The 20190-nt window shown below is 52.2% G+C and carries 14 protein-coding genes and 1 pseudogene; 7 read left to right on the forward strand and 8 right to left on the reverse strand.

Annotation, left to right across the window (positions count from 1 at the left end; translation table 11 throughout):
• Positions 1–279: 279 nt before the first annotated feature.
• From KGP21_RS06710 to KGP21_RS06725, 4 genes are all read right to left on the reverse strand, one after another.
• Positions 280–1488 (reverse strand): MFS transporter, encoded by a 1209-nt coding sequence (locus KGP21_RS06710; RefSeq protein WP_223537573.1) that lies wholly within the window; start codon positions 1486–1488, stop codon positions 280–282.
• A 193-nt stretch (positions 1489–1681) separates the two neighbouring features.
• Positions 1682–2038: a YdiL family protein gene (locus tag KGP21_RS06715; RefSeq protein ID WP_223499024.1), complete on the reverse strand. Its 357-nt coding sequence runs from the start codon at positions 2036–2038 to the stop codon at positions 1682–1684.
• Positions 2039–2283: 245 nt separating this feature from the next.
• Positions 2284–3819, reverse strand: coding sequence for a DHA2 family efflux MFS transporter permease subunit (locus KGP21_RS06720; RefSeq protein ID WP_209524237.1), 1536 nt, complete (start codon positions 3817–3819; stop codon positions 2284–2286).
• A gap of 3 nt (positions 3820–3822) precedes the next feature.
• The gene (locus KGP21_RS06725) at positions 3823–4992 is read right to left on the reverse strand and encodes an EmrA/EmrK family multidrug efflux transporter periplasmic adaptor subunit (RefSeq protein ID WP_021805554.1); all 1170 of its coding nucleotides are present in this window, start codon (positions 4990–4992) and stop codon (positions 3823–3825) included.
• Between the two features lie 414 nt (positions 4993–5406).
• Here KGP21_RS06725 and evgA point away from each other — a divergent pair, with 414 nt between their 5' ends.
• The 5 genes from evgA (at position 5407) to KGP21_RS06750 (ending at position 14248) form a co-directional block, all read left to right on the forward strand.
• Complete coding sequence (gene evgA / locus KGP21_RS06730; protein ID WP_223501496.1) at positions 5407–6021, forward strand: acid-sensing system DNA-binding response regulator EvgA; 615 nt, start codon at positions 5407–5409, stop codon at positions 6019–6021.
• A gap of 4 nt (positions 6022–6025) precedes the next feature.
• A complete protein-coding gene (locus tag KGP21_RS06735) occupies positions 6026–9622 on the forward strand; it encodes a response regulator (protein ID WP_223537575.1) in 3597 nt (1198 codons plus the stop codon).
• A 230-nt stretch (positions 9623–9852) separates the two neighbouring features.
• Complete coding sequence (locus KGP21_RS06740; protein WP_059199967.1) at positions 9853–11253, forward strand: glutamate decarboxylase; 1401 nt, start codon at positions 9853–9855, stop codon at positions 11251–11253.
• A 102-nt stretch (positions 11254–11355) separates the two neighbouring features.
• Positions 11356–12894 (forward strand): glutamate:gamma-aminobutyrate antiporter, encoded by a 1539-nt coding sequence (gene gadC, locus KGP21_RS06745; protein ID WP_021805549.1) that lies wholly within the window; start codon positions 11356–11358, stop codon positions 12892–12894.
• Between the two features lie 232 nt (positions 12895–13126).
• On the forward strand, positions 13127–14248 hold the full coding sequence (locus tag KGP21_RS06750) for a cupin domain-containing protein (protein ID WP_223500952.1): 1122 nt from the start codon (positions 13127–13129) through the stop codon (positions 14246–14248).
• Positions 14249–14301: 53 nt separating this feature from the next.
• On the opposite strand, the gene alr is transcribed toward KGP21_RS06750, so the two are convergent.
• Together alr and KGP21_RS06760 are read right to left on the reverse strand one after the other, a co-directional pair.
• On the reverse strand, positions 14302–15534 hold the full coding sequence (gene alr / locus KGP21_RS06755) for an alanine racemase (RefSeq protein WP_223537576.1): 1233 nt from the start codon (positions 15532–15534) through the stop codon (positions 14302–14304).
• Between the two features lie 419 nt (positions 15535–15953).
• Positions 15954–16325 (reverse strand): VOC family protein, encoded by a 372-nt coding sequence (locus KGP21_RS06760; RefSeq protein WP_021805546.1) that lies wholly within the window; start codon positions 16323–16325, stop codon positions 15954–15956.
• A 446-nt stretch (positions 16326–16771) separates the two neighbouring features.
• On the opposite strand from KGP21_RS06760, the gene KGP21_RS06765 reads away from it, so the two are divergent.
• Both KGP21_RS06765 and tynA read left to right on the forward strand, forming a co-directional pair.
• Complete coding sequence (locus KGP21_RS06765; RefSeq protein ID WP_021805545.1) at positions 16772–16969, forward strand: DUF4762 family protein; 198 nt, start codon at positions 16772–16774, stop codon at positions 16967–16969.
• A gap of 108 nt (positions 16970–17077) precedes the next feature.
• Positions 17078–17689, forward strand: a pseudogene (gene tynA / locus KGP21_RS06770) (primary-amine oxidase); the annotation flags it as partial.
• A 275-nt stretch (positions 17690–17964) separates the two neighbouring features.
• On the opposite strand, the gene KGP21_RS06775 reads toward tynA, so the two are convergent.
• On the reverse strand, positions 17965–19458 hold the full coding sequence (locus tag KGP21_RS06775; RefSeq protein WP_218519791.1) for an aldehyde dehydrogenase family protein: 1494 nt from the start codon (positions 19456–19458) through the stop codon (positions 17965–17967).
• Between the two features lie 111 nt (positions 19459–19569).
• A complete protein-coding gene (tehB, locus tag KGP21_RS06780; RefSeq protein WP_021805542.1) occupies positions 19570–20172 on the reverse strand; it encodes a tellurite resistance methyltransferase TehB in 603 nt (200 codons plus the stop codon).
• Positions 20173–20190: the final 18 nt, after the last annotated feature.

Raw genomic sequence — 20190 nt, forward strand, 5'->3', positions numbered from 1 at the left:
TGTGCCGAAATTTCGCCGGCTAAATTAGGTGCGAAGGGCTGTAGCCAGGTGTTTCCTTTTTGTGGGCAATGAAAGCTAATGGTTATTAACAAGCTATTTACTTTGTCTGGGGATCGGCTGCTGACGGAATACTGTCTCATATTGCATGCGGTGATAATAATATTGTCTCTGCAGCCAGCCGGAGGAATAAAACCACATTTTCCAACCGGCTCATAACGTAGGGGCGCTGCATGCTGCGCCCGTTTATCTGCGTGTTCAGGAGGAGGTAAAAGTGTGGGATCAGTTGATAACTTGGGCCATCTTGAAGGGACGGTTAGCTTCTTTATGGCTACGGTAGCCAATGAACAGCGCCAACAGAAAGCCACAGGCCGCGATACCGGTATCGAACCACATAATGTTGGCGATACTGGTTTCGGAAATCTTGGCGGTAATCAAAGGAATGGTGAACGTTGCCAGGCTGCCGGCGCTGTAATAAATGCCGGTGGCTTTGCCTTTCGCGTGGGGAAGGCGGGTCGCCATCAGCGTCAGCCCTAGCTGCATGACTCCGCCTGCGGCAGAGAAGCCGATAACAAAGGCGAAAACCATCACGACGTACATGTTGGGATACAGGCAAACGGTGAGTAAGGTAATGAAGGAGATAAAGGTATACAGCATCAGAAAGGTAGTTGATTTAAACCTTTTCTTTACCAGCCCGGCGGTGATGAACACGCACATCAATGATCCGATGGTGTAGATACTCAGCAGCTTGATCGACATCGTATAGCTCATACCCGCCACAAACTGGCCATACTGTGCCAGCCACTGGCTGATCAGGTAAAAGGTGGCCATGGCGATATAGCCATATAAGGTATAGCTGATGAGATCAACGATGGAACAGCGATGGTTGTCATCCGCATTCAAATCGGGTTCGGTGGCCACTCGTCGCCCCGGGTGCGCGGGGAATGGGCAGCGCAGCAGGAACAGGCCGTTGAGCAGCATAATGCCAGCAGCGATCAGGAACGACCAGCCAAACCAGACCTCAGCCCAGACCAGCAGGCTGATGACCATCGGCAACATAAACTGGCCACCGGAGACAAAGGCTTTGATCAAGATATTGGCGGTGCCTGGCGACTTGGGGAACGCTTCCATCAACGTAGGATAGGTGCCAGAGTCGAGAAAACTGTTGGCAACGCCAGCTAAAAAACCAAATACATAAGCGATAATAATGGTGGGGCTAAGCAGAATGCCAAAAAAGAAGCCCAAATAGCACACTATCCCCAGAAAAATAAAGGGTCTGCGGCCAAATCGATCGGATAACATGCCGGTGATTAATAACACACTGAGCCTGCCAATGCCCAAAGAAGAGATGACGATCGAAATGCCTGCGGCATCGGTGTGCCATTGTTCTGCCAGATAAGGCATATTCAAGCTGATTAATATCACCCCCATACCGTGCACCAGATAATTCAGATACAGCCCCAAGGCCGTTGGTACATACTTGTTTTCCATAGGTTGTTGCTCTGAAACTCGTTCATAATAAATAATTCGTGCCGGGAAAAACGGTTGGGCACGAGATTGTTACAGGCGTTAACCTGCGGTCAGGAGTGATAGTCAGTCAAAACGATGGGCAGGCGGTGTTGATAAGCCGTCCTTATTAAATCCCATCCAGATTAATGAGCGCGATGTGTCCTATTAGTCAGGGTTAACATAGCCGCTCGAGATCATAAGCATAAAGTTGTGCGGCGACCGACTGATAAATTTTCCATTCCAGATAATCACCTTGGGCGTAGACAGCCAGGAAGGACGCATAATCGGGGAAGAAGCGCATGGTGTTATTACCAATGCGATTGTTGATCTTGTCGATGATGGCGTTGATGTGGTTTTTTCTTTTTTTAATCATTTTTGTGAATGTATCAATAATAGCGGCCGGTATTTCACTTTCACCACGCTCCCATTGCAGCCATGTAGCTAAATTGTTGTCAGATGAAATATAGGTCGCACATTCTTCGACCGTCATAAAAAAAAGCTGACGCAGTGCCTGCAGTTCTAAATGATTCATGATGACGCAGATCCACGTTAGAGAAAACCATGCAGAATAAATAGCATTATTGGGCGTTTTTCGTCTTGAACAGGCTCACACTATTGGGTGCAATATTATTTGTTGCCGGGGTGTGAATATATTACCGCATTATGAGATTTTACTGTGGGGAATTGTAAAGCCGCCCGAGCGGACGGCTGTATTGGTTTTGAGCCCAAGTTCATTTGCTAAAGCGGGACCGGGAGGGTAACTCTTTCAAGAGCTAGTCACCCGGCCTTGGCCGTATTAAACGGCGGCTTGGCGAACCACACCAGCAAGGTCAGCATCAGGAATACCCCGGCAGAGAGATAGAAAATATCGTTGGCCGACATCAGCAGGCTCTGCTGGGTAATTTGATCGTTGATATAGGTCGCGGCTTGCTGCTGATTGAACCCCAGATGTTGCAGTTGGTGATCCAGGCTGATCGCAGCCGGATTGAATTGCGTCACTGACTGCGTCAGCTGCGCATGATGAAATGACTCCCGGTGGCTCCACAGGGTCATGGTGAGTGACGTGCCGATCGAGCCAGATAACGTCCGGAAAAAGTTGCTCAGGCTGGTGGCCGCTGCGAATTTTTCTGGTGCAAGCCCTGACAATGAAATGGTGGTCAGCGGCAGGAAGAAGCAAGCCACGGCAAAGCCTTGCATCAGCTGCGGCAGCACCACGGCAGTAAAATCAATCGCCGGATTAAACGTCATCGCACGCCAGTAATAGCAACCGGCATACACGATAAAGCTAAAGGTCACCAATACCCGCATATCTATACGATCGCCGTAGCGGCCAATCAATGGCGCGATCAGCAGCGGCATCAGCCCGATGGGGGCATAGGCCAGCCCTGCCCATACCGAGGTGTAATCAAACACCGTCTGTAGCAGTTGCGGCATCAGCACAATCGCCCCGGCATAAATCAGATACGCACAACTGATACACAGGATGCCGATGCTGAAGTTACGTGAGCGGAACAGGCTCAGATCGATGATCGGGTTATCGTTGGTGGCTTCCCAGATAATCAGCAAAATCAGCGCGACCACGGCGATCACTGCCAACACAATCACGGTGGTAGAGTTAAACCAGTCGAGGTCTTTGCCTTTATCCAACATGATTTGCAGGCTACCAACACCGAGCACCAGCAGGCTCAGGGCGAACAGGTTGATTTTTACCGGCTCGGTGGGCGTTTCTCTTCCTTTCAGCTTCCATGCGGTAATGGCAACGACGATGATGCCGAACGGAACGTTGATTAAAAATATCCAGCCCCAGTCGTAGTTATCGCAAATATAGCCGCCAATAATCGGGCCAAAGATCGGGGCGATAATCACCGTCATCGACCACAGCGCCAACGCGATATTACGCTTCTCTGGCGGGTAGTTACGCAGCAGCAGGCTTTGCGATAGTGGGATCAACGGGCCTGCGACCAATCCCTGAATGACGCGGAAAAAGATCAGCATATCGAGATTGGTGGAGAACCCGCAGCACAGCGACGCCAGTGCAAACAACGTCACCGAAGCTAAAAACAGCTTACGCTCACCGAACCGCTGCGCCAGACGCCCGGTTATCGGGATGGAGATCGCGTTGGCGACACCAAACGAGGTGATCACCCAGGTTCCTTCGTCCGTAGAGGCCCCCAGGAACCCGGAAATGGTGGGAATGGCGACATTGGAGATGGTGGAGTCCAACATCTGCATAAAGGTCGCCATCGAAAGCGACAGCGTCACCAGGATCAACGACCAGCCTTTTAACGGCAGCAGTGTGTTGTTATTGCTCATAAATCACATCGCATTGGCTTTGATGATGTCTTGGATTTCCGCGTCGATACTGGAGGTATCGAGCACCAGCGCCTGGCTTTGGTAAGCCGGTTTCAGGCGTTGGGTGGTAGATAGCGCAGGGCCGTTGGTGTTGTTTTCGCGCAAGGTCACCGTGGTGGATAAGCCAATTCGCAATGGGTATGCCTTGAGCTGTTCCGCATCCAGGGTAATACGCACCGGCAGGCGTTGAACCACTTTGATCCAGTTACCGGTGGCATTCTGCGCGGGCAGCACCGAGAACGCACCGCCGGTTCCCATATTGATCCCTTCAACCACGCCGTCGAATACCACATTGCTGCCATAGAGATCGCTCACCACGCTCACCTTTTGCCCAATGCGCACGCCGCTGAGCTGGGTTTCCTTGAAGTTGGCATCAATCCATAGCTGATCGGCCGGGACGATGGATAACAAGGCCTGGCCAGCGCTGAGCGTTTCACCCACCTGCACATTGCGTTGAGCGACATAGCCGGTCACCGGGCTGCGAATTTTGGTGCGCTGTAGCGCGAGCCAGGCTTCGCGCATTTGTTCTGCCGCCAACAGGATGGCGGGCTGCTGTTCAAGCGTGGAGTTCTGGATCAGGATACGATTGCCGCGATATTGTTCGATAGCGACGTCCAGCGCCGCTTTGCTGCTGTTAACGGCATCACGCGCATGTTGCAGGTCTTCTTTTGAAAATGCCCCCGCTCCCATCAGCTTGGTGCGGCGTAGATAATCGGCCTGCGCTTGCTGGTAAGCGATTTTAGCCTGGGCGATATTGGCATTATATTGGGCGTCGTTGATATAGATCTGTTTGGTTTTTCTCACCGTTTCCGCCAGCTTATTTTTGACTTTTTTAAAGTTGAGGTTGGCATCGGTATCATCTAAATTGACCAAGACATCCCCTTGCTGGACTAAATCGGTATTGGTGTAATTCACGCTGACCACGCTGCCGTTAACCTGCGAAGAAATAGTGACCTGATTGCCCATCACATAGGCATCATCGGTGCTTTGCACATTGCGCGAATTGAAATACCACCAGGTTGCACTGGCCATGGCCGCAATAATAATCACCATTAGAAAAATGAGCAGCCACTGCTTTCTTTTTTCTAATGGTGTTTTCACCTGGTTACTGTCTGGCTGCGGTAATTGTGGCATGGCAAAACCCTTGCTTGTCTGTTTTATGAGCAATAGCAAACCATTACGCTGCTGTGGGCAATAAGCACAGCGCGTAATTTAATCATTGAATGGCTTGGTTAATCACCTTCAGCTTAAAGCGGCATAGGCCTATAGGAGGAAGTGCTGAAAGTTCGTAGTGATTATAAAAGCGGGCGTTGCCGTAACCCAGCAGAGACATCGGAAATCGTTGCAGGCAGCGTCCTACACGTGAAGTCCACCCCGTGACTACAGGAGCTGGGGCAACAGCGAATTAGAACTATAAACAGGGTTATGCTATAAGCTCGTAGATAGCTTGAAATCCTTAAGATATTTCGTAAGCGAAGAAACATCGCTGACCAACGCTGCCCGTGTTTTTTATATCACCAGGAAACGACAATGAGTGAAACCAAGTCTTTGCGCGCCGTAATTGTTGACGACCACCCTCTGGCTCGTATGGCGATCAAGAACCTGCTGGAAAGTGAAAGTATTAGCGTCATTGGCGAGGCAGCGGACGGGGCAGAGGCGCTGCTGCAGGTGGCGCAGCAGCAGCCAGACTTGGTGATTGTCGACGTCGATATTCCCATCATGAGCGGCATTGAGGTGGTTGAAAAACTCAGAAAGCAGCAGTTCAGCCAAATCATTATCGTGGTCTCCGCCAAAAACGATCTGTTCTACGGCAAGCGTAGCGCGGATGCCGGGGCCAATGCTTTTATCAGTAAAAAAGAGGGCATGACCAATATCATCGCCGCGGTGCATGCTGCCCAGAATGGCTACAGCTATTTTCCTTTTTCACTGAACGGCTTTGTCGGCAGTCTTTCTTCGGAACAGGAAATGCTGCTGTCGCTCTCCAGCCAGGAGATCAAGGTGATGCGTTCCCTCCTCGGCGGTGCAGATAATATGCAGATTGCGGCGGCGATGTTTATCAGTAATAAAACGGTTAGCACCTATAAAAGCCGTTTAATGGAGAAGCTCGGCTGTAGCTCGTTGGCCGATCTGTTTGCTTTCGCCAACCGTAATAAAATTGGGTGAGTGCATGCTAAAACGGGTTCTGGGGTTTTGGCTGGTTTTACTGTGTCTGATGCTGCCTGCACAGGCTGTGAGCAACGGGCCGATCACGTTAGCGCTGGCGAGTAACCACCTGGTCACGCCTCCTGCCATCTACCTGGGCCACGACGACTTTATCTGGCTGGCGCAAAAGCACAGTATTACCGTTGCGGTGTATGGTGTTGAATCCCAACCGTTGACGATGAATAGCGTCACCGGGCGCTATTGGGGAATGAATGCGGATTACCTTGCGCTGTTTGGAAAGGCTCTGAATATCAATGTAAACGTCAAACTCTACGCCGATGAGCAACAGGCATTGGCGGCACTGCTTGCGGGCCGCGTCGATCTTGTTCTCACTACGCCCGGTAGGATTAGCCCGCAAAAGGCTCCCTTTATTGCCAGCTTGCCGCTGGTGCAAGGCTATCCAACCCTGGTGACGCGGCTTGCCGAGGTGATGAAGCCGTTTCACGATAATAGCGATAAGCTCAAGATAGCGATCACCCGGGATTATCCCCCAGAATCATTTATTAAACAGGCATTTCCTAACGCCAGCGTCATTTCTTTTGCCGATGAATATCAGGCGTTGGCCTCGGTTGCCAGTCATCAGAGTGACTACTTTCTCGGCAATAACCTCACCACCAGTTTTATTATCGCGCGCGATTTCTACCAGACGCTGGGAATGGTGAAGTTCTGGCGAGCACCGCAAAGCGGCGATGTGCTTATTGCGCTCGATAGTCAGCGGCAATTGGTCAACATTGTCGACAGATTTATCTGTTCACTGACCGAACCTCAGCACAGCCAGATTGCTCAGTCCTGGATTGATATGGGTAACCTCACCTTTTTAACCAGGGACCTGGCTTTTACCCCACAGGAAACGCGCTGGCTGGAAAAAAACCGCAAATTGCGCATAGTGATTAATCCCTATTACGCCCCGTTTAGCATGGTGGATGAAAACCAGGAAATACGCGGGATAGTTGGCGATATTCTTAACCTGATCCAGCTGCAAACCGGTTTGACCTTTGAACCGGTGATTGCCAATTCCAATGAAGAGATGGCTAGCATTATACGTAGTGGTAATTGGGATATCCTGTCCTCGGCCACGTACAGCCCAGAGCGGGAAGAACAGGCGGCCTTCACTCATCCGTTTTTGGCGACTCCTTTTGTGATCGTCACCCGCGCGGCGGTCAAGCAGACCGAAACGATGAAGCCTGGCATGAAAGTCGCTATTCCGGCCTACCATACGTTATCGGAAAAACTAAAAGCCAAATATCCGGGTGTGCAATGGGTTGAGGTAGAGAACACCGGCGCGGCGCTGAGCATGCTGGATCGGAGAGAAATTGACGCAGTGGTGTCCACACAGCTCGCCTCGCGCTACATCATCGATCACTATTATCCCCATCGGCTGAGCTATTTCCGTATCCCCGACGAGCGCACCGCCCAGATCGCCTTTGTCATCCCACGTGGCTCGCAAGAATTACAAAGCATTCTAAATAAGGCAATCGACGATATTCCCCCCAAAGAGCTGATGAATTTGGCCGGGAAGTGGGTAAAAACCCCCGAAGTGAAAATTGACACCTGGAATCTCTATAACCGGCCTTTTTACCTGGTGATCGTTCTGGCTACGCTGCTGGTTGTCAGCAGCTTGCTGTGGGGGGCCTATCTGCTGCGGGCCATCCGTAAAAGCAAAGAGGCACAGGCTGCGCTTGAGTATCAGCTCGGTTTCCGCCAGACCTTATTCAACTCGATCCCCGTGCCGGTGTACGTTATTTCGGTGGAAGGTGAGCTCGAAAGCTACAACAGCGCCTTCGGGGCCTTCTTCACCCCCGAGTTACATGCCGCGATGCATCATTCATTGTTCGATCGCCGTCATCCTCTGGCAGATATTTTCGCAGCGCTTCAACCCAATATCCAGCAAGGGCTGCAAATCAACCAGGTTATCCCTCATCAACTGGTGTTGAATAATGGCACGGAAGAGCGCCTGATCCTGCACTGGTTAACGCTGTGCCAACTACCCGCCAACACGCCGCCCACGCTGATTTGTGGCTGGCAGGACATTACTGAATCCAGGCAGTTGATGGAGGCGTTGCAGGTGGAGAAAGACAAGGCCATCGATGCCAATCGGGCCAAGAGCACTTTCCTTGCCAGCATGAGCCATGAGATCCGTACGCCGGTGAGTGCGATCATGGGGTTCCTGGAGCTACTGACCACCCATAGCCAAAGTCCGGCAGCAGAGAAGGAATCTATTCAGCTGGCTTATTCCACCGCTCAGTCACTACTCGGCCTGATTGGCGATGTGCTGGATATGGAAAAAATTGAGTCTGGTAACTTTGAGCTGGCGCCGGAATGGGTAGATCTGGCCTCGTTGTTAGCTACGACGGTCAGTAGTTTTGAAGGGGTGGCCACTCTGAAAAACCTGCGGCTGTCGGTCGATTACCGCCTGGAAAAAACGCAGGCGCTGTGGCTCGATCCGCAGGCGGTGAAACAGGTGCTGGCCAATCTCCTCAGTAACGCCATCAAATTTACCGTTGAGGGTGGGATCGAAGTGATAGCGCAAACGCATGCGCAGGGCACCGATCACACTTGCCTGACGCTGAGCGTGAAAGATAGCGGGGCGGGCATTAGCCCGCAGGAACAGCAACATCTGTTCAAGCCCTTTAGTCAGACCAAGTGGGGTAAACAACAGACCGGATCGGGATTGGGTTTGACGATCTGCCGTGAGTTGGTTGAACGCATGGATGGTACCATAGATATGTCCAGCCAGCCGGGCAGGGGCACCACCATGACGGTGACGCTCACCACCGCGGTTACGGACCTGGAAAAGGTTGCCGCCATTTCATTTACACCAAAATCGCCCGTCAGTGGCCCTAAAGCGCTGAGGATTGTGATTGCGGACGATCACCCCACCAACCGGCTTCTGTTGCGTCGTCAGTTGGCTACGCTTGGCTATCGGGTCGATGAGGCCATTGATGGTGTGGCAGCTCTGGCCTTGATCGAGGCCAATCCGTACGATCTGCTCATCACCGATCTCAATATGCCTAATATGGATGGCATAACGCTGACCCGCCGGGTACGTGAATTCAATCGGGACATTATTATCTGGGGGTTAACTGCCAACGCACAGGCCGAAGAGAAAGAGCGCTGCCTGGCGATGGGCATGAACCTGTGCCTGTTTAAACCGGTAGATTTACCGAAGTTGGAAGCTGCGCTACAAGGTGTGACAGGCCCTTCGCAGGCCGATCCACTCAGCGAGTTTATCGATATGGCAACGCTGCAGGCACTCAGCCTGGGTGACAGCGCCCTGATGCGCCAGATGCTTGAACAATCCCGCCTGGAAAATGACCAAGATTTGGCGGCAGCGAGAAAGGCACTCCACTCTCAGGACTGGCCGACTCTGCAATCCCATTTACACCGCATTAATGGTACGGCTCAGCTGCTGGGGGCCACGTCGTTACATCTGCTTAGCGAAGAACTGGAAAATGCGCTGGCGACACAACAGCATGAGGCGGTGATCGAAGAAGGCATGCGCGAGCTGGAAAAGTTGCTGCAGGGGCTGAATGCAGCTATTGAGGCATTTTCCCACCCATAGATATATTCACAAGGGGCGCTACATGCTGCGCCCCTTGATACAAGCCTACGGGTGTAGTCCCGCGCCTACAGTATTTACAAATCGCTCTGATATCTTCGTTATGAGTCCTGTTTTAATATCCTTATCAAGTTTTGTGGCGAACGTAGCGTTCAAATAATAACGCTATTTATGCTACCTGATATCGCGAATTTAATTCTTGATTAATAGGTCTATCTTAAAAGGTTATTATTATGAACAAGGCAAATAACACCCCAGCTTATAATGAAAATGATGATGTTTACGCGTCACAAGATTTGGCGGGTGAATTACCTAAGTCAACCTTCCCAATTACCGAGCGCAATCCACGTAACGTCTTTAATGCCATCCGCGATGAACTGATGCTGGACGGTAATTCCCGCCAAAACCTGGCGACGTTCTGCCAGACCTGGGTGGATGACGAAATTCGTGAACTGATGGATCTGTCTATCGACAAGAACATGATCGATAAAGATGAATATCCGCAAACGGCCGAAATTGAAGCCCGCTGCGTCAGAATGCTGGCCGACCTGTGGAATTCGCCAACGCCGGAAACCACCCTTGGCTGTTCAACCATCGGTTCCTCAGAAGCCGCCATGTTGGGAGGGCTGGCGCTGAAATGGCAGTGGCGCAAAAAGCGTGCCGAGCAGGGGCTGCCTAGCGATAAACCCAACCTGATTTGTGGCCCGGTACAGATCTGCTGGCACAAGTTTGCTCGTTACTTTGACGTAGAGCTGCGTGAAATCCCGCTGGAAGGCGATCGTCTGATCATGAATGCGGAAGAAGTGCTCAAGCGCGTTGACGAAAACACCATTGGTGTCGTGCCAACCCTGGGCGTGACCTTCACCTGCCAGTACGAGCCGGTGAAAGAGGTCAGTGATGCGCTGGATCGCCTGCAACAGGAAACTGGCCTGGATATTCCGATGCACATCGATGGTGCCAGCGGCGCTTTCCTGGCTCCATTCTGCTCGCCAGAACTGGAGTGGGACTTCCGCCTGCCACGGGTGAAATCCATTAATTCATCCGGTCATAAATTTGGTTTGGCGCCGTTGGGTGCTGGCTGGGTGGTATGGCGTGAAGCGGCGGATTTGCCCGAAGAGCTGATTTTCAACGTCAACTATCTCGGTGGCAACATGCCAACCTTCGCACTGAACTTCTCACGCCCCGGTGGCCAGATCGTTGCGCAGTATTACAACTTCCTGCGCCTTGGCCGCGAAGGGTACGCCAAAATTCACAACGCTTGCTACGCCACGGCTCAGCATTTAGCGGCCGAGATTGGCAAGTTAGGACCGTTTGAAATCCTGTTTGATGGTGACAGCGATAAAGGCATCCCGGCGCTGGCGTGGAAATTGAAAGACGGCGCGGCGATCGGTGGTTATACCCTTTACGATCTGGCGGAAAAACTGCGCGCTCGCGGTTGGCAGGTTCCGGCCTATTCGATGCCGACACACCGTGAAGATCTGGTTATTCAACGCATCCTGGTGCGTCACGGCGTGAGCTACGACCTCGGTTGCCTGCTGATCGACGATATCAAAAGGGCACTGATTGAATTCGAGAATCACCCTGTCACCAACCCAGTGTCTGCGCAACAAGGTAGCGGATTCCATCACGGCTAAGGCCAGAGCTTTATTATATCGGGGCGGCGTCGATGCCAGCCCCGCTTTTTCCCCCACCAATATTCGTTGGGAAGAGTAACCTCTTCCTGCAGGAGAATCGTTATGGCGAGCACAGAAAAAAGCGCCGCTTCAAAGCAATTAACGTTGTTAGGGTTTTTTGCTATTACCGCATCTATGGTAATGGCGGTTTATGAATATCCGACCTTTGCAACCTCGGGTTTTTCTCTCATCTTCTTCCTGCTGTTAGGTGGGTTCCTATGGTTCATTCCCGTTGGCCTATGCGCCGCCGAGATGGCGACGGTAAAAGGATGGCAGGAAGGTGGGGTATTCACCTGGGTGTCTAAAACGCTGGGTGAGAAATGGGGCTTTGCCGCCATCTCTTTTGGCTATCTGCAAATTGCCATAGGTTTTATCCCTATGCTCTATTTTGTGCTGGGGGCGCTGTCTTATATCCTCAAGTGGCCTGAACTGAACGAAGACCCAGTCGTTAAAACCGTCGCGGCATTGGTTATCTTGTGGGGTCTGGCGTTCACCCAGTTCGGTGGCACCAAAAACACTGCGCGTATTGCCAAGATTGGCTTCTTTGCCGGCATCCTATTACCGGCGGCTGTCCTGGTGATCCTGGCCGTCAGCTATCTGCATTCTGGTGCGCCACTGGCCATCGAAATGAACGCCTCTACCTTCTTCCCAGACTTTACCCAAATGGGCACGCTGGTGGTGTTCGTAGCGTTTATCCTGAGCTATATGGGCGTTGAAGCCTCGGCGACTCACGTCAACGAGATGAAAAACCCAGGCCGGGATTACCCGCTTGCCATGCTGTTACTGATGGCGGCGGCCATTTGTTTAAGCTCTGTCGGCGGTCTGTCTATCGCAGCGGTGATCCCTCATGGTGAAATCAACCTTTCTGCGGGGGTAATGCAAACCTTCAGCGTGTTGATCTCGCACTTTGGTCCGCAGTTTGAATGGGCTGTTCGCGTCATTGCTGCACTGCTGTTGTTAGGGGTATTGGCAGAAATCGCCGCCTGGATTGTTGGGCCGTCTCGCGGCATGTTGGTTACCGCACAACAAGGGATCTTGCCTGCTCGCTTTGCCAAAATGAACAAGAATGGTGTGCCGGTTGCACTGGTGATTTCTCAACTGGTGATTACGTCGATTGCGCTGATTGTCCTGACCAACACCGGGGGCGGCAATAACATGTCCTTCCTGATTGCGCTGGCGTTGACCGTGGTGATCTACCTGTGCAGCTATTTCCTGCTGTTCCTGGGCTACATCAAACTGGTACGCAAACAGCCGGAAAACGAACGTGTCTTCAATATTCCGGGGGGTAATGTGGTCAAGCTTACCGTGGCTACGATTGGTTTACTCACCTCTGCGGTTGCCTTTGTGGTCTCATTCTTCCCGCCCTCAGGTTTGGCCGGGCTTGAAGCCGACCATATGTACGTGACTATGCTGGTGGTGTGTTTCCTGGTGGTTGTGGCTATCCCGTTCATTATCTATGCGCTGCATGATAAACGCTTGAAGGCGACCAACCTCAAGCTGGTGCCTGTAAGCACGGATTCTGCGCCAGAAGGGCACTTCTTTATCCACCCGCGTGCACGCTCCGCGCACCATATTTTTGTCGATGACAAGCAAGTGCATTAATCGTTTCTTCACTGTGCACTGAACTTGCAATAACGGGCGCTGCATGCAGCACCCGTTAATATATTCAATATGTTAGACATGGGCGAACCTGTTCGTCCCTGCCCATTCACCAATATCCCCCAATACCTTCTTTTTGCCCAGTTTAACGCCCAGTCATTGACCAATGACAAGGCGGCATGAGTGGCAGCCTCTTTATAATCAGGCCCGTTTGTCTTCTCACTGGTGTGGACCCATGGCTTATCAACTGAATCTTAACTGGCCCGAATTTTTAGAGAAATACTGGCAAAAACAACCTGTGGTATTAAAAAATGCCTTCCCGAACTTTGTCGATCCGATTACTCCGGACGAGTTGGCCGGTCTGGCGATGGAGGTTGAGGTAGACAGCCGTCTGGTCAGCCAAACCCATGGTCAATGGCAGGCGAGCCACGGGCCGTTCGAGCATTTTGATAATCTGGGGGAAACCGGCTGGTCACTGTTGGCCCAGGCGGTTAACCACTGGCATGCTCCGTCAGCGGAGTTGGTTACCCCGTTCCGTGTATTACCGGACTGGCGGTTGGACGATCTGATGATCTCCTTCTCGGTCCCTGGCGGCGGCGTAGGGCCACATATCGATCAGTACGACGTCTTTATCATCCAGGGCATGGGGAGCCGCCGCTGGCGCGTGGGTGACAAACTGCCGCTGAAGCAGTTTTGTCCGCATCCGGCACTGCTGCACGTGGAACCTTTCGAGCCGATTATCGATGAAGATCTGGAACCGGGCGATATCTTGTATATTCCACCGGGCTTCCCGCACGACGGCTTTACCCACCAAACCGCGCTTAACTACTCCGTTGGCTTCCGTGGCCCTAACGGCAGGGATTTAATCAGCAGCTTTGCGGACTATGCGCTGGAAAACGATCTCGGGGGCGAGCATTACAGCGATCCTGATTTAACCTGCCGGGAACATCCGGGCCGGGTTGAAGAGTATGAGCTCGATCGCCTGCGCAGCATGATGACAGAGATGATTAATCAGCCGGAAGATTTCAAACATTGGTTTGGCCGCTTCGTGACCACGCCGCGCCACGAGTTGGATATTGCCCCAGCGCAACCGCCTTACGAGCAAGATGAGGTTATCGAAGCGTTGATGGACGGTGCCGTCCTGACTCGCCTGAGTGGCTTAAGGGTGCTGGAGGTTGGCGGCAGCTTCTTTATCAACAGCGAGCGTCTGGATACCGTCGAGCCTAAAGCCGCCGATGCCCTATGCCGTTACACTATCGTCGGTAAGCAAGAGTTAGGTGAGGCGCTGCAAAACCCGGCGTTCGTTGCCGAGTTAACGGGTCTGGTTAATCAGGGGTATTGGTTCTTCGACGAGTAAACGGTATAGATTTCCCCCAGGTCTCGGCGCAAGCCTTTGCCTGGGGGAGTTAATTAATCCACCAGAACACGCTTATTGGTCGCGCCCCAAAGGATCGACATCTCGGTAAACAGCGCACCGCTGATGTCTTCAACTTCAGTGGCGGTGATCTCTGCATTACCCTGCTTGCCGAAGAACACCACCTCATCACCAGGAGTGACGCCTTTCACGTCGGTCACATCCACCATTACGGTATTCATCGAGGTTTTACCCACCACCGGCACCCGCTGCCCCTGGATCAATACATGACCGGCATTGCTGAACACACGGCGATAACCGTCGGCATAACCCACTGGGATGTTCGCCAATACTGAATCGCGTTTCAGGGTGTAGGTACGATCGTAACCGACGGTATTGCCTTTAGGGTAATGGTTGAGTGCCGCTATGGATGACTTGAAGGTCATCACGCGTTTATAGTCGTTACTGGCAATGGTATCGCCATAAAACACCCCGCCAACGCGCACCATATCAAGCCAGGACTCCGGCACGGTGAGGGTCGCAAAGGTATTGGCAACGTGTAAGGTCACGTCGCTGCGTTTGATCCCGGTAATGTCTAGCACCTGCTGGGATTGCACCTTAAAGCGGGCAAGATCTTTGCGCACCGCCGCTGCATCTTCCTCAGGATAGTGGGACATGATGCCGACCATTTTCAGATGGGGTAATGCAGAGATAGCCTTGGCTTTAGTCAATCCGGCAGCTTCGCTGACTTCCAGGCCGTTACGTGACATACCACCAGAGTTCAGTGCCAAATGGAAGCGCAGGGTTTTGCCCTGTTGGGCGGCAATGGCATCCAGGCGTTTCGCCATCTCCAGATTACCGATCAGCTCTTCGGTGTCATAGTCGGTAGCCTGGCGCATCTCTGCTTCGGTGGCATTGCGCACGCGCATCAGGCGGCCTTTAAAGCCGAGTTCGCGCACGGTTTGCAGCTCTTGGTTACTGGCCACGCCAATGCACTGCACGTGATTCTTGATCATCACGGGTGCCACCAACGAAAGGTCGTGCCCGTAGGCATCGCCTTTCAGAATGGCGCAAAGGGTAGTTTTATCGCCCAACAGTTGCTGAATTTTGTGGGTGTTATATTCCAGCGCGCTTTGTGAGATTTCCAACCGGGCATTGCTTACCACCGCCGCCGGTGAACTTTTAACCGTAGCGGTAAGAGAATGAGTGGGATTGGTGGCAGCAGGTTGATGGCAAGCCACCAACGTTAATAGCAGTATTAAGACTAAATGGCGTAAATGCAGCGGCATATTCCTTTCCTGGTGAAATAAAAAAGAGTTTTTATCGGCCTCAGTCAGTTTTTTTATCTGATTTGACGGCGGGTGTGGCTGAGCGATCAGCGGCATTCAATAAATTACAAAAGTGACTTTTTGTCAAATTTATTAATAATCTATAGGGGAGGGAAACAATGCGGGTAATAAATGTAACTATTTGGTTGTCCCCTCACCCCAACCCTCTCCCACAGGGAGAGGGAGCAGATAGCCCCAGCTCTTTTGGAAGTAAATAGATAATCTCAGAATATTCTAATACTCTCTCATCCATGGTGTGTCTGCTAATTTTAAGAACCACACCAGGGAGTAAGAAGAAGAAAGATAGGGTATTACGCAGAGCAATCAATGAACTCGATCTGATCCCCTCTCCCTTTGGGAGAGGGTTAGGGTGAGGGGTATTATTTCATGGAGTGCAGGCCAATCACGTTGCCTTCACTGTCTTTGGCGATGGAAATAAAACCATGTTCGCCGATGGCAAATTTTTCTTTCAGGATCTCACCGCCGTTTGGCACAATGCGGCTTTCTTCTACGGCGCAATCCTCACATGACAGATAAACCATGGTGCCGCCCGTTCCAACTGGCACGCCAGCCATTTTAACCAGTGCGCCGCCAGACCCTTCCCCCCCTTCCTGGTAAGGGAACATCAGGTATTCCATGCCCTCGGTTTCCAGTTTTTCTAACTGCGTGTCGAATACTGCCTCATAGAATTTCTTTGCTCGTGGCATATCAGTAACATAAATTTCAAACCAGCTAACGATATTTTTATTCATGGTATTCTCCAGTGGTATTGATTGTTGTTCCTGATTGGTTATGTTACATGTGCTGTTTATTTATACAGTGATAAGGATCACGTAATCAACTCGTGTTTGTTCTGCTGTTGGGGACTTACCAGAATGAACTCTATTCAATAAAGCCCAATATGATGATAACTGGTCAGCTGGGTTTATTCCTGTTGCCGACATTGTAATATCTTACACCAGATAATTTTTTATTAATCATATAATGAATGTATGTTTGAGGGTTTAATGATGGATTATTCTTGTTTTTAATCAAGACCAATCCATAACGTGGGATAGGTAAGGCTTTAATGTTGACTGTGGATTTATTCTATTATTATAATTTAATTGCTTTAAGACGATAATATCTCGTTAAATTAAAGTTATTTCCTAGCAAAATATTGCAAGTTTATTTTGGTAATTACTATAAGGATATATTTATGAAGAAATTAAACGCATCTGAAGTTTCAAATGTTATTGGTGGTTATGTACTTGGCTGTGTTATTACCTATGAGCGTCAAACCACAGGTACCGGTACCTCTGCGGTAACCGTTTGCCGTCGCGTTGCCACCTGCCAAGGCAAGTTCGGTGAATTTTTGACTCGTGAACCAGCCGATCTGGCTCGCTGCGGCGCTTAATCGCAAGTAATAGTCAAGGTACGGCACTATGGATGGTGTCGTACCTTTCCTTTTCCCCCATATTCTCTTCTTGTTTCTGCGATTATTTATATCCCCGCGACGAAAGCTATCCTTTACAACTTCCGGCTGGATATGGATGTGGATGGCGAAAATAACAGCCTGGTGGAGTTGAACCCAGATGTGAAGCCTAACGATCGGAGCGGCCCGCGCACCAGCACCATGCAGGTCGATCAGGTGAAAGTGACTACCGAACAGCAGGCGGCACAGAAATTCGATCCTTCTACCCTCCGTTTGCTGAGCAACCCGAGCCGGTTGAACAAGATGGGTAACCCGGTTTCCTATCAGTTGATCCCGTATGCGGGCGGTACGCACCCGATCGCCAAGGGGGCCAATTTTGGCAATGACGAATGGATTTACCACCGCCTGAGCTTTATGGATCGGCAACTGTGGGTGACCCGCTACAACCCGAATGAACGCTATCCGGAAGGCAAATACCCCAACCGCTCGATCCACGATACCGGGCTGGGCAAGTACACGGCGGACAACCAGCCGATAGACAATACCGACGACGTGGTCTGGCTCACCACCGGCACCACCCATGTGGCGCGAGCGGAAGAGTGGCCGATTATGCCAACTGAGTGGGTGCACGCCTTGCTGAAACCATGGAACTTCTTCGATGAAACGCCAACACTGAATCTGAACGGGCAAAAGCAGCAGTAAGCCAGATTGAAGGAGTAGAGGAACAGCGAGCTCCGGCAATCTATTGATTATCCAGACGGGCGCAGCATGCAGCACCCCTACGGTTTGGTTCTGTTGGCGTTTGTCAGCAGTATGCCAAAGAACGACTCCTGCACCTGAGCCTAACTCCGTACCAGCTCCCTCTCCCTGTGGGAGAGGGTTGGGGTGAGGGGAAGCAGCGATATCGGGTGACGGCAAATAACACAGGGGGGCGAACTCTGCGATTCGCCCCCCTGACTCTTTCAATGCAGTGCTAACTAATAGCGAATACACACCGATTTGGACTCGGTATAAGCATCCAACCAGTCCGGGCCAAAATCACGGCCGCTGCCAGACTGCTTGATGCCGCCAAACGGCATGTTGGCATCAATTAACGTATGAGTGTTGACCCACACCGTGCCCGCCTGAATGCGTGGCGTATAAGCCATCGCCGCTTGCAGGCTGGTGGTCCACAGGCTGGCCGTCAGGCCATAGTCGGTATCGTTGGCCTTCTGCAGCGCCTCTTCGGCATCCGCTACGCGGATCAGGTTGACGACCGGGCCAAACACTTCTTCCCGCGCCAGGTTCAGGCTGTCATCGGGATTGATCACCAGCGTCGGGGGAATATAGAAGCCTTGCAAGTCAGGCCCGGCGGCTCCGGTGATCAACTCGGCGTGTTTGTTGCGGGCGTCATCCAAATAGGCGGCCACCTTGTTGCGGTGTTCTTTGGACACCAGCGGGTTGATCTGGGCGTTGCCATCCATCCCCGGCCCGACAGAAAGCGACTTCACTGCCTGCTCAAAACCGGCGACCAGCCGATCGTAAATCGGGGCTTCAATATAGATACGTGAGCTGGCGGCGCAGACCTGCCCCTGGTTGAGGAAGCTGCCGGCCATCAACCCTTCGATCACCTGCTGCATATCGGCATCTTTCAGCACGATGGCCGGGTTTTTACCGCCTAACTCCAGCGTGACGCGGGTCAACCGATCCGCCGCCGCGCGTGCGATCCCTTTCCCCACCGGCGTGGAGCCGGTAAAGCTCACTTTGGCGATCAGCGGATGTTCCGTCAGCGCCTTACCGCAGATAGCTCCTTTGCCGGTCACCACGTTAAACACGCCCGGTGGTACTCCTGCCTCGCTGGCTAGCTCAGCTATACGCAGCAGGGTGAGAGGCGTCGTTTCAGACGGTTTGATGACGATGGAACAGCCCGCAGCCAGCGCTGGCATCACCTTCCACATGCCAATCAGCAGCGGGAAGTTCCAGGGGACAATCCCGGCCACTACGCCGATCGGCTCCTTGCGGGTATAGACCTGATATTTGGCTCCCGGCGGCATCGGAATGGAGACATCCAGGGTTTGCCCGACGATCTTGGTGGTCAGCCCGGCGGTATAGCGCATCCAGTTCAGCGTGCAGCCCACTTCAAAGGCGCGGGAGATGTTGATGGATTTCCCCTGTTCCAGGGTTTCCAACTGGGCCAGCTCCTCGGCGTGTTGTTCAACCAGATCGGCGAAGCGCAGTAAAATGCGCTCACGTTCGGCGGGCAGGCGTTGTGCCCAAACGCCAGCGGTAAAGGCCTGATGGGCCGAGGTGACCGCCAGCTCCACGTCGGCGGCGTTGGCATCGGCGGTGCAGGAGATTTGTTTGCCGTCGGCTGGGTTATAGACCGCCAGCCGCGATTCGGCCTGTGAGGTTTGCCATTGGCCGTTGATATACAGGCCGTGCTGACGATCGAGGAAACGGACTACGCTGTCCAGTATGGTCACATTAGGCATACGCCCTCCTAAGGGAATAAACGGATCGTTACCCTTAACAGTCTATAGCGTTATGCCCAACGCGGTTTTCATCTGCCTGACAATGGGTTTGTACTGCGTGACACTTGCGGGCTATTTACGCGCCAGCAAGGTAGCGAAACGCAGTTTGATGCGGTTGCCCTCGGCATCGACGCGGTGCAGCTCGCCGGGGTTCTCGTTATATTTGATGATGTCCCAATCCTGATAATAGTCTGCTAACTCATCCGGTTTGAAGGTGAATGAGAAGGGCACCGTACAGGGATAATCTGGCGTATCCATGGCCGCGACGATCAGGTTGTAGCCTCCTTTGACCGTGCTGTCTTGCATATTGCGCACGATGTGTGGGATCTGCTGGCGGTCCAAGAACATAAACACCACGGTAGACAGGATAAAGTCGTACTGGCCACTAAAGCGGTGAGTATTGAGATCCTGCTCACTGGCGCTGATATGTGCAAGCTGCTCGGTGGCTATGATCTGGTTTATCGCGGCGATTGATGCAGCATTTTTGTCCCAGGCGGTAACGTCAAAACCTTTCAGGTTGAGATACAGCGCATTGCGACCGCTGCCACAGCCCAGATCCAGCGTCTTGCCGGGCGCGATCAGTTTGGCTGCCTCAAGGACTTCGGAATGGGTGGCCGTCAGGGAGTATTTTTGGGTGTAGTAGTTTTCTGGCAGGGGGGGCTGCTGATCCATCATGGTGTTCCTCTATATTTG

It is taken from the genome of Serratia sp. JSRIV004 (assembly GCF_019968705.1).
GTDB classification, from domain to species: domain Bacteria; phylum Pseudomonadota; class Gammaproteobacteria; order Enterobacterales; family Enterobacteriaceae; genus Chania; species Chania fonticola_B.

Bases quoted from the DNA above. Each gene is read 5' to 3' on its own strand.
- KGP21_RS06710 (WP_223537573.1), bottom strand. From the start codon at position 1,488: ATGGAAAACAAGTATGTACCAACGGCCTTGGGGCTGTATCTGAATTAT.
- KGP21_RS06715 (WP_223499024.1), bottom strand. From the start codon at position 2,038: ATGAATCATTTAGAACTGCAGGCACTGCGTCAGCTTTTTTTTATGACG.
- KGP21_RS06720 (WP_209524237.1), bottom strand. From the start codon at position 3,819: ATGAGCAATAACAACACACTGCTGCCGTTAAAAGGCTGGTCGTTGATC.
- KGP21_RS06725 (WP_021805554.1), bottom strand. From the start codon at position 4,992: ATGCCACAATTACCGCAGCCAGACAGTAACCAGGTGAAAACACCATTA.
- KGP21_RS06735 (WP_223537575.1), top strand. From the start codon at position 6,026: ATGCTAAAACGGGTTCTGGGGTTTTGGCTGGTTTTACTGTGTCTGATG.
- KGP21_RS06740 (WP_059199967.1), top strand. From the start codon at position 9,853: ATGAACAAGGCAAATAACACCCCAGCTTATAATGAAAATGATGATGTT.
- gadC (WP_021805549.1), top strand. From the start codon at position 11,356: ATGGCGAGCACAGAAAAAAGCGCCGCTTCAAAGCAATTAACGTTGTTA.
- KGP21_RS06750 (WP_223500952.1), top strand. From the start codon at position 13,127: ATGGCTTATCAACTGAATCTTAACTGGCCCGAATTTTTAGAGAAATAC.
- alr (WP_223537576.1), bottom strand. From the start codon at position 15,534: ATGCCGCTGCATTTACGCCATTTAGTCTTAATACTGCTATTAACGTTG.
- KGP21_RS06760 (WP_021805546.1), bottom strand. From the start codon at position 16,325: ATGAATAAAAATATCGTTAGCTGGTTTGAAATTTATGTTACTGATATG.
- KGP21_RS06765 (WP_021805545.1), top strand. From the start codon at position 16,772: ATGAAGAAATTAAACGCATCTGAAGTTTCAAATGTTATTGGTGGTTAT.
- KGP21_RS06775 (WP_218519791.1), bottom strand. From the start codon at position 19,458: ATGCCTAATGTGACCATACTGGACAGCGTAGTCCGTTTCCTCGATCGT.
- tehB (WP_021805542.1), bottom strand. From the start codon at position 20,172: ATGATGGATCAGCAGCCCCCCCTGCCAGAAAACTACTACACCCAAAAA.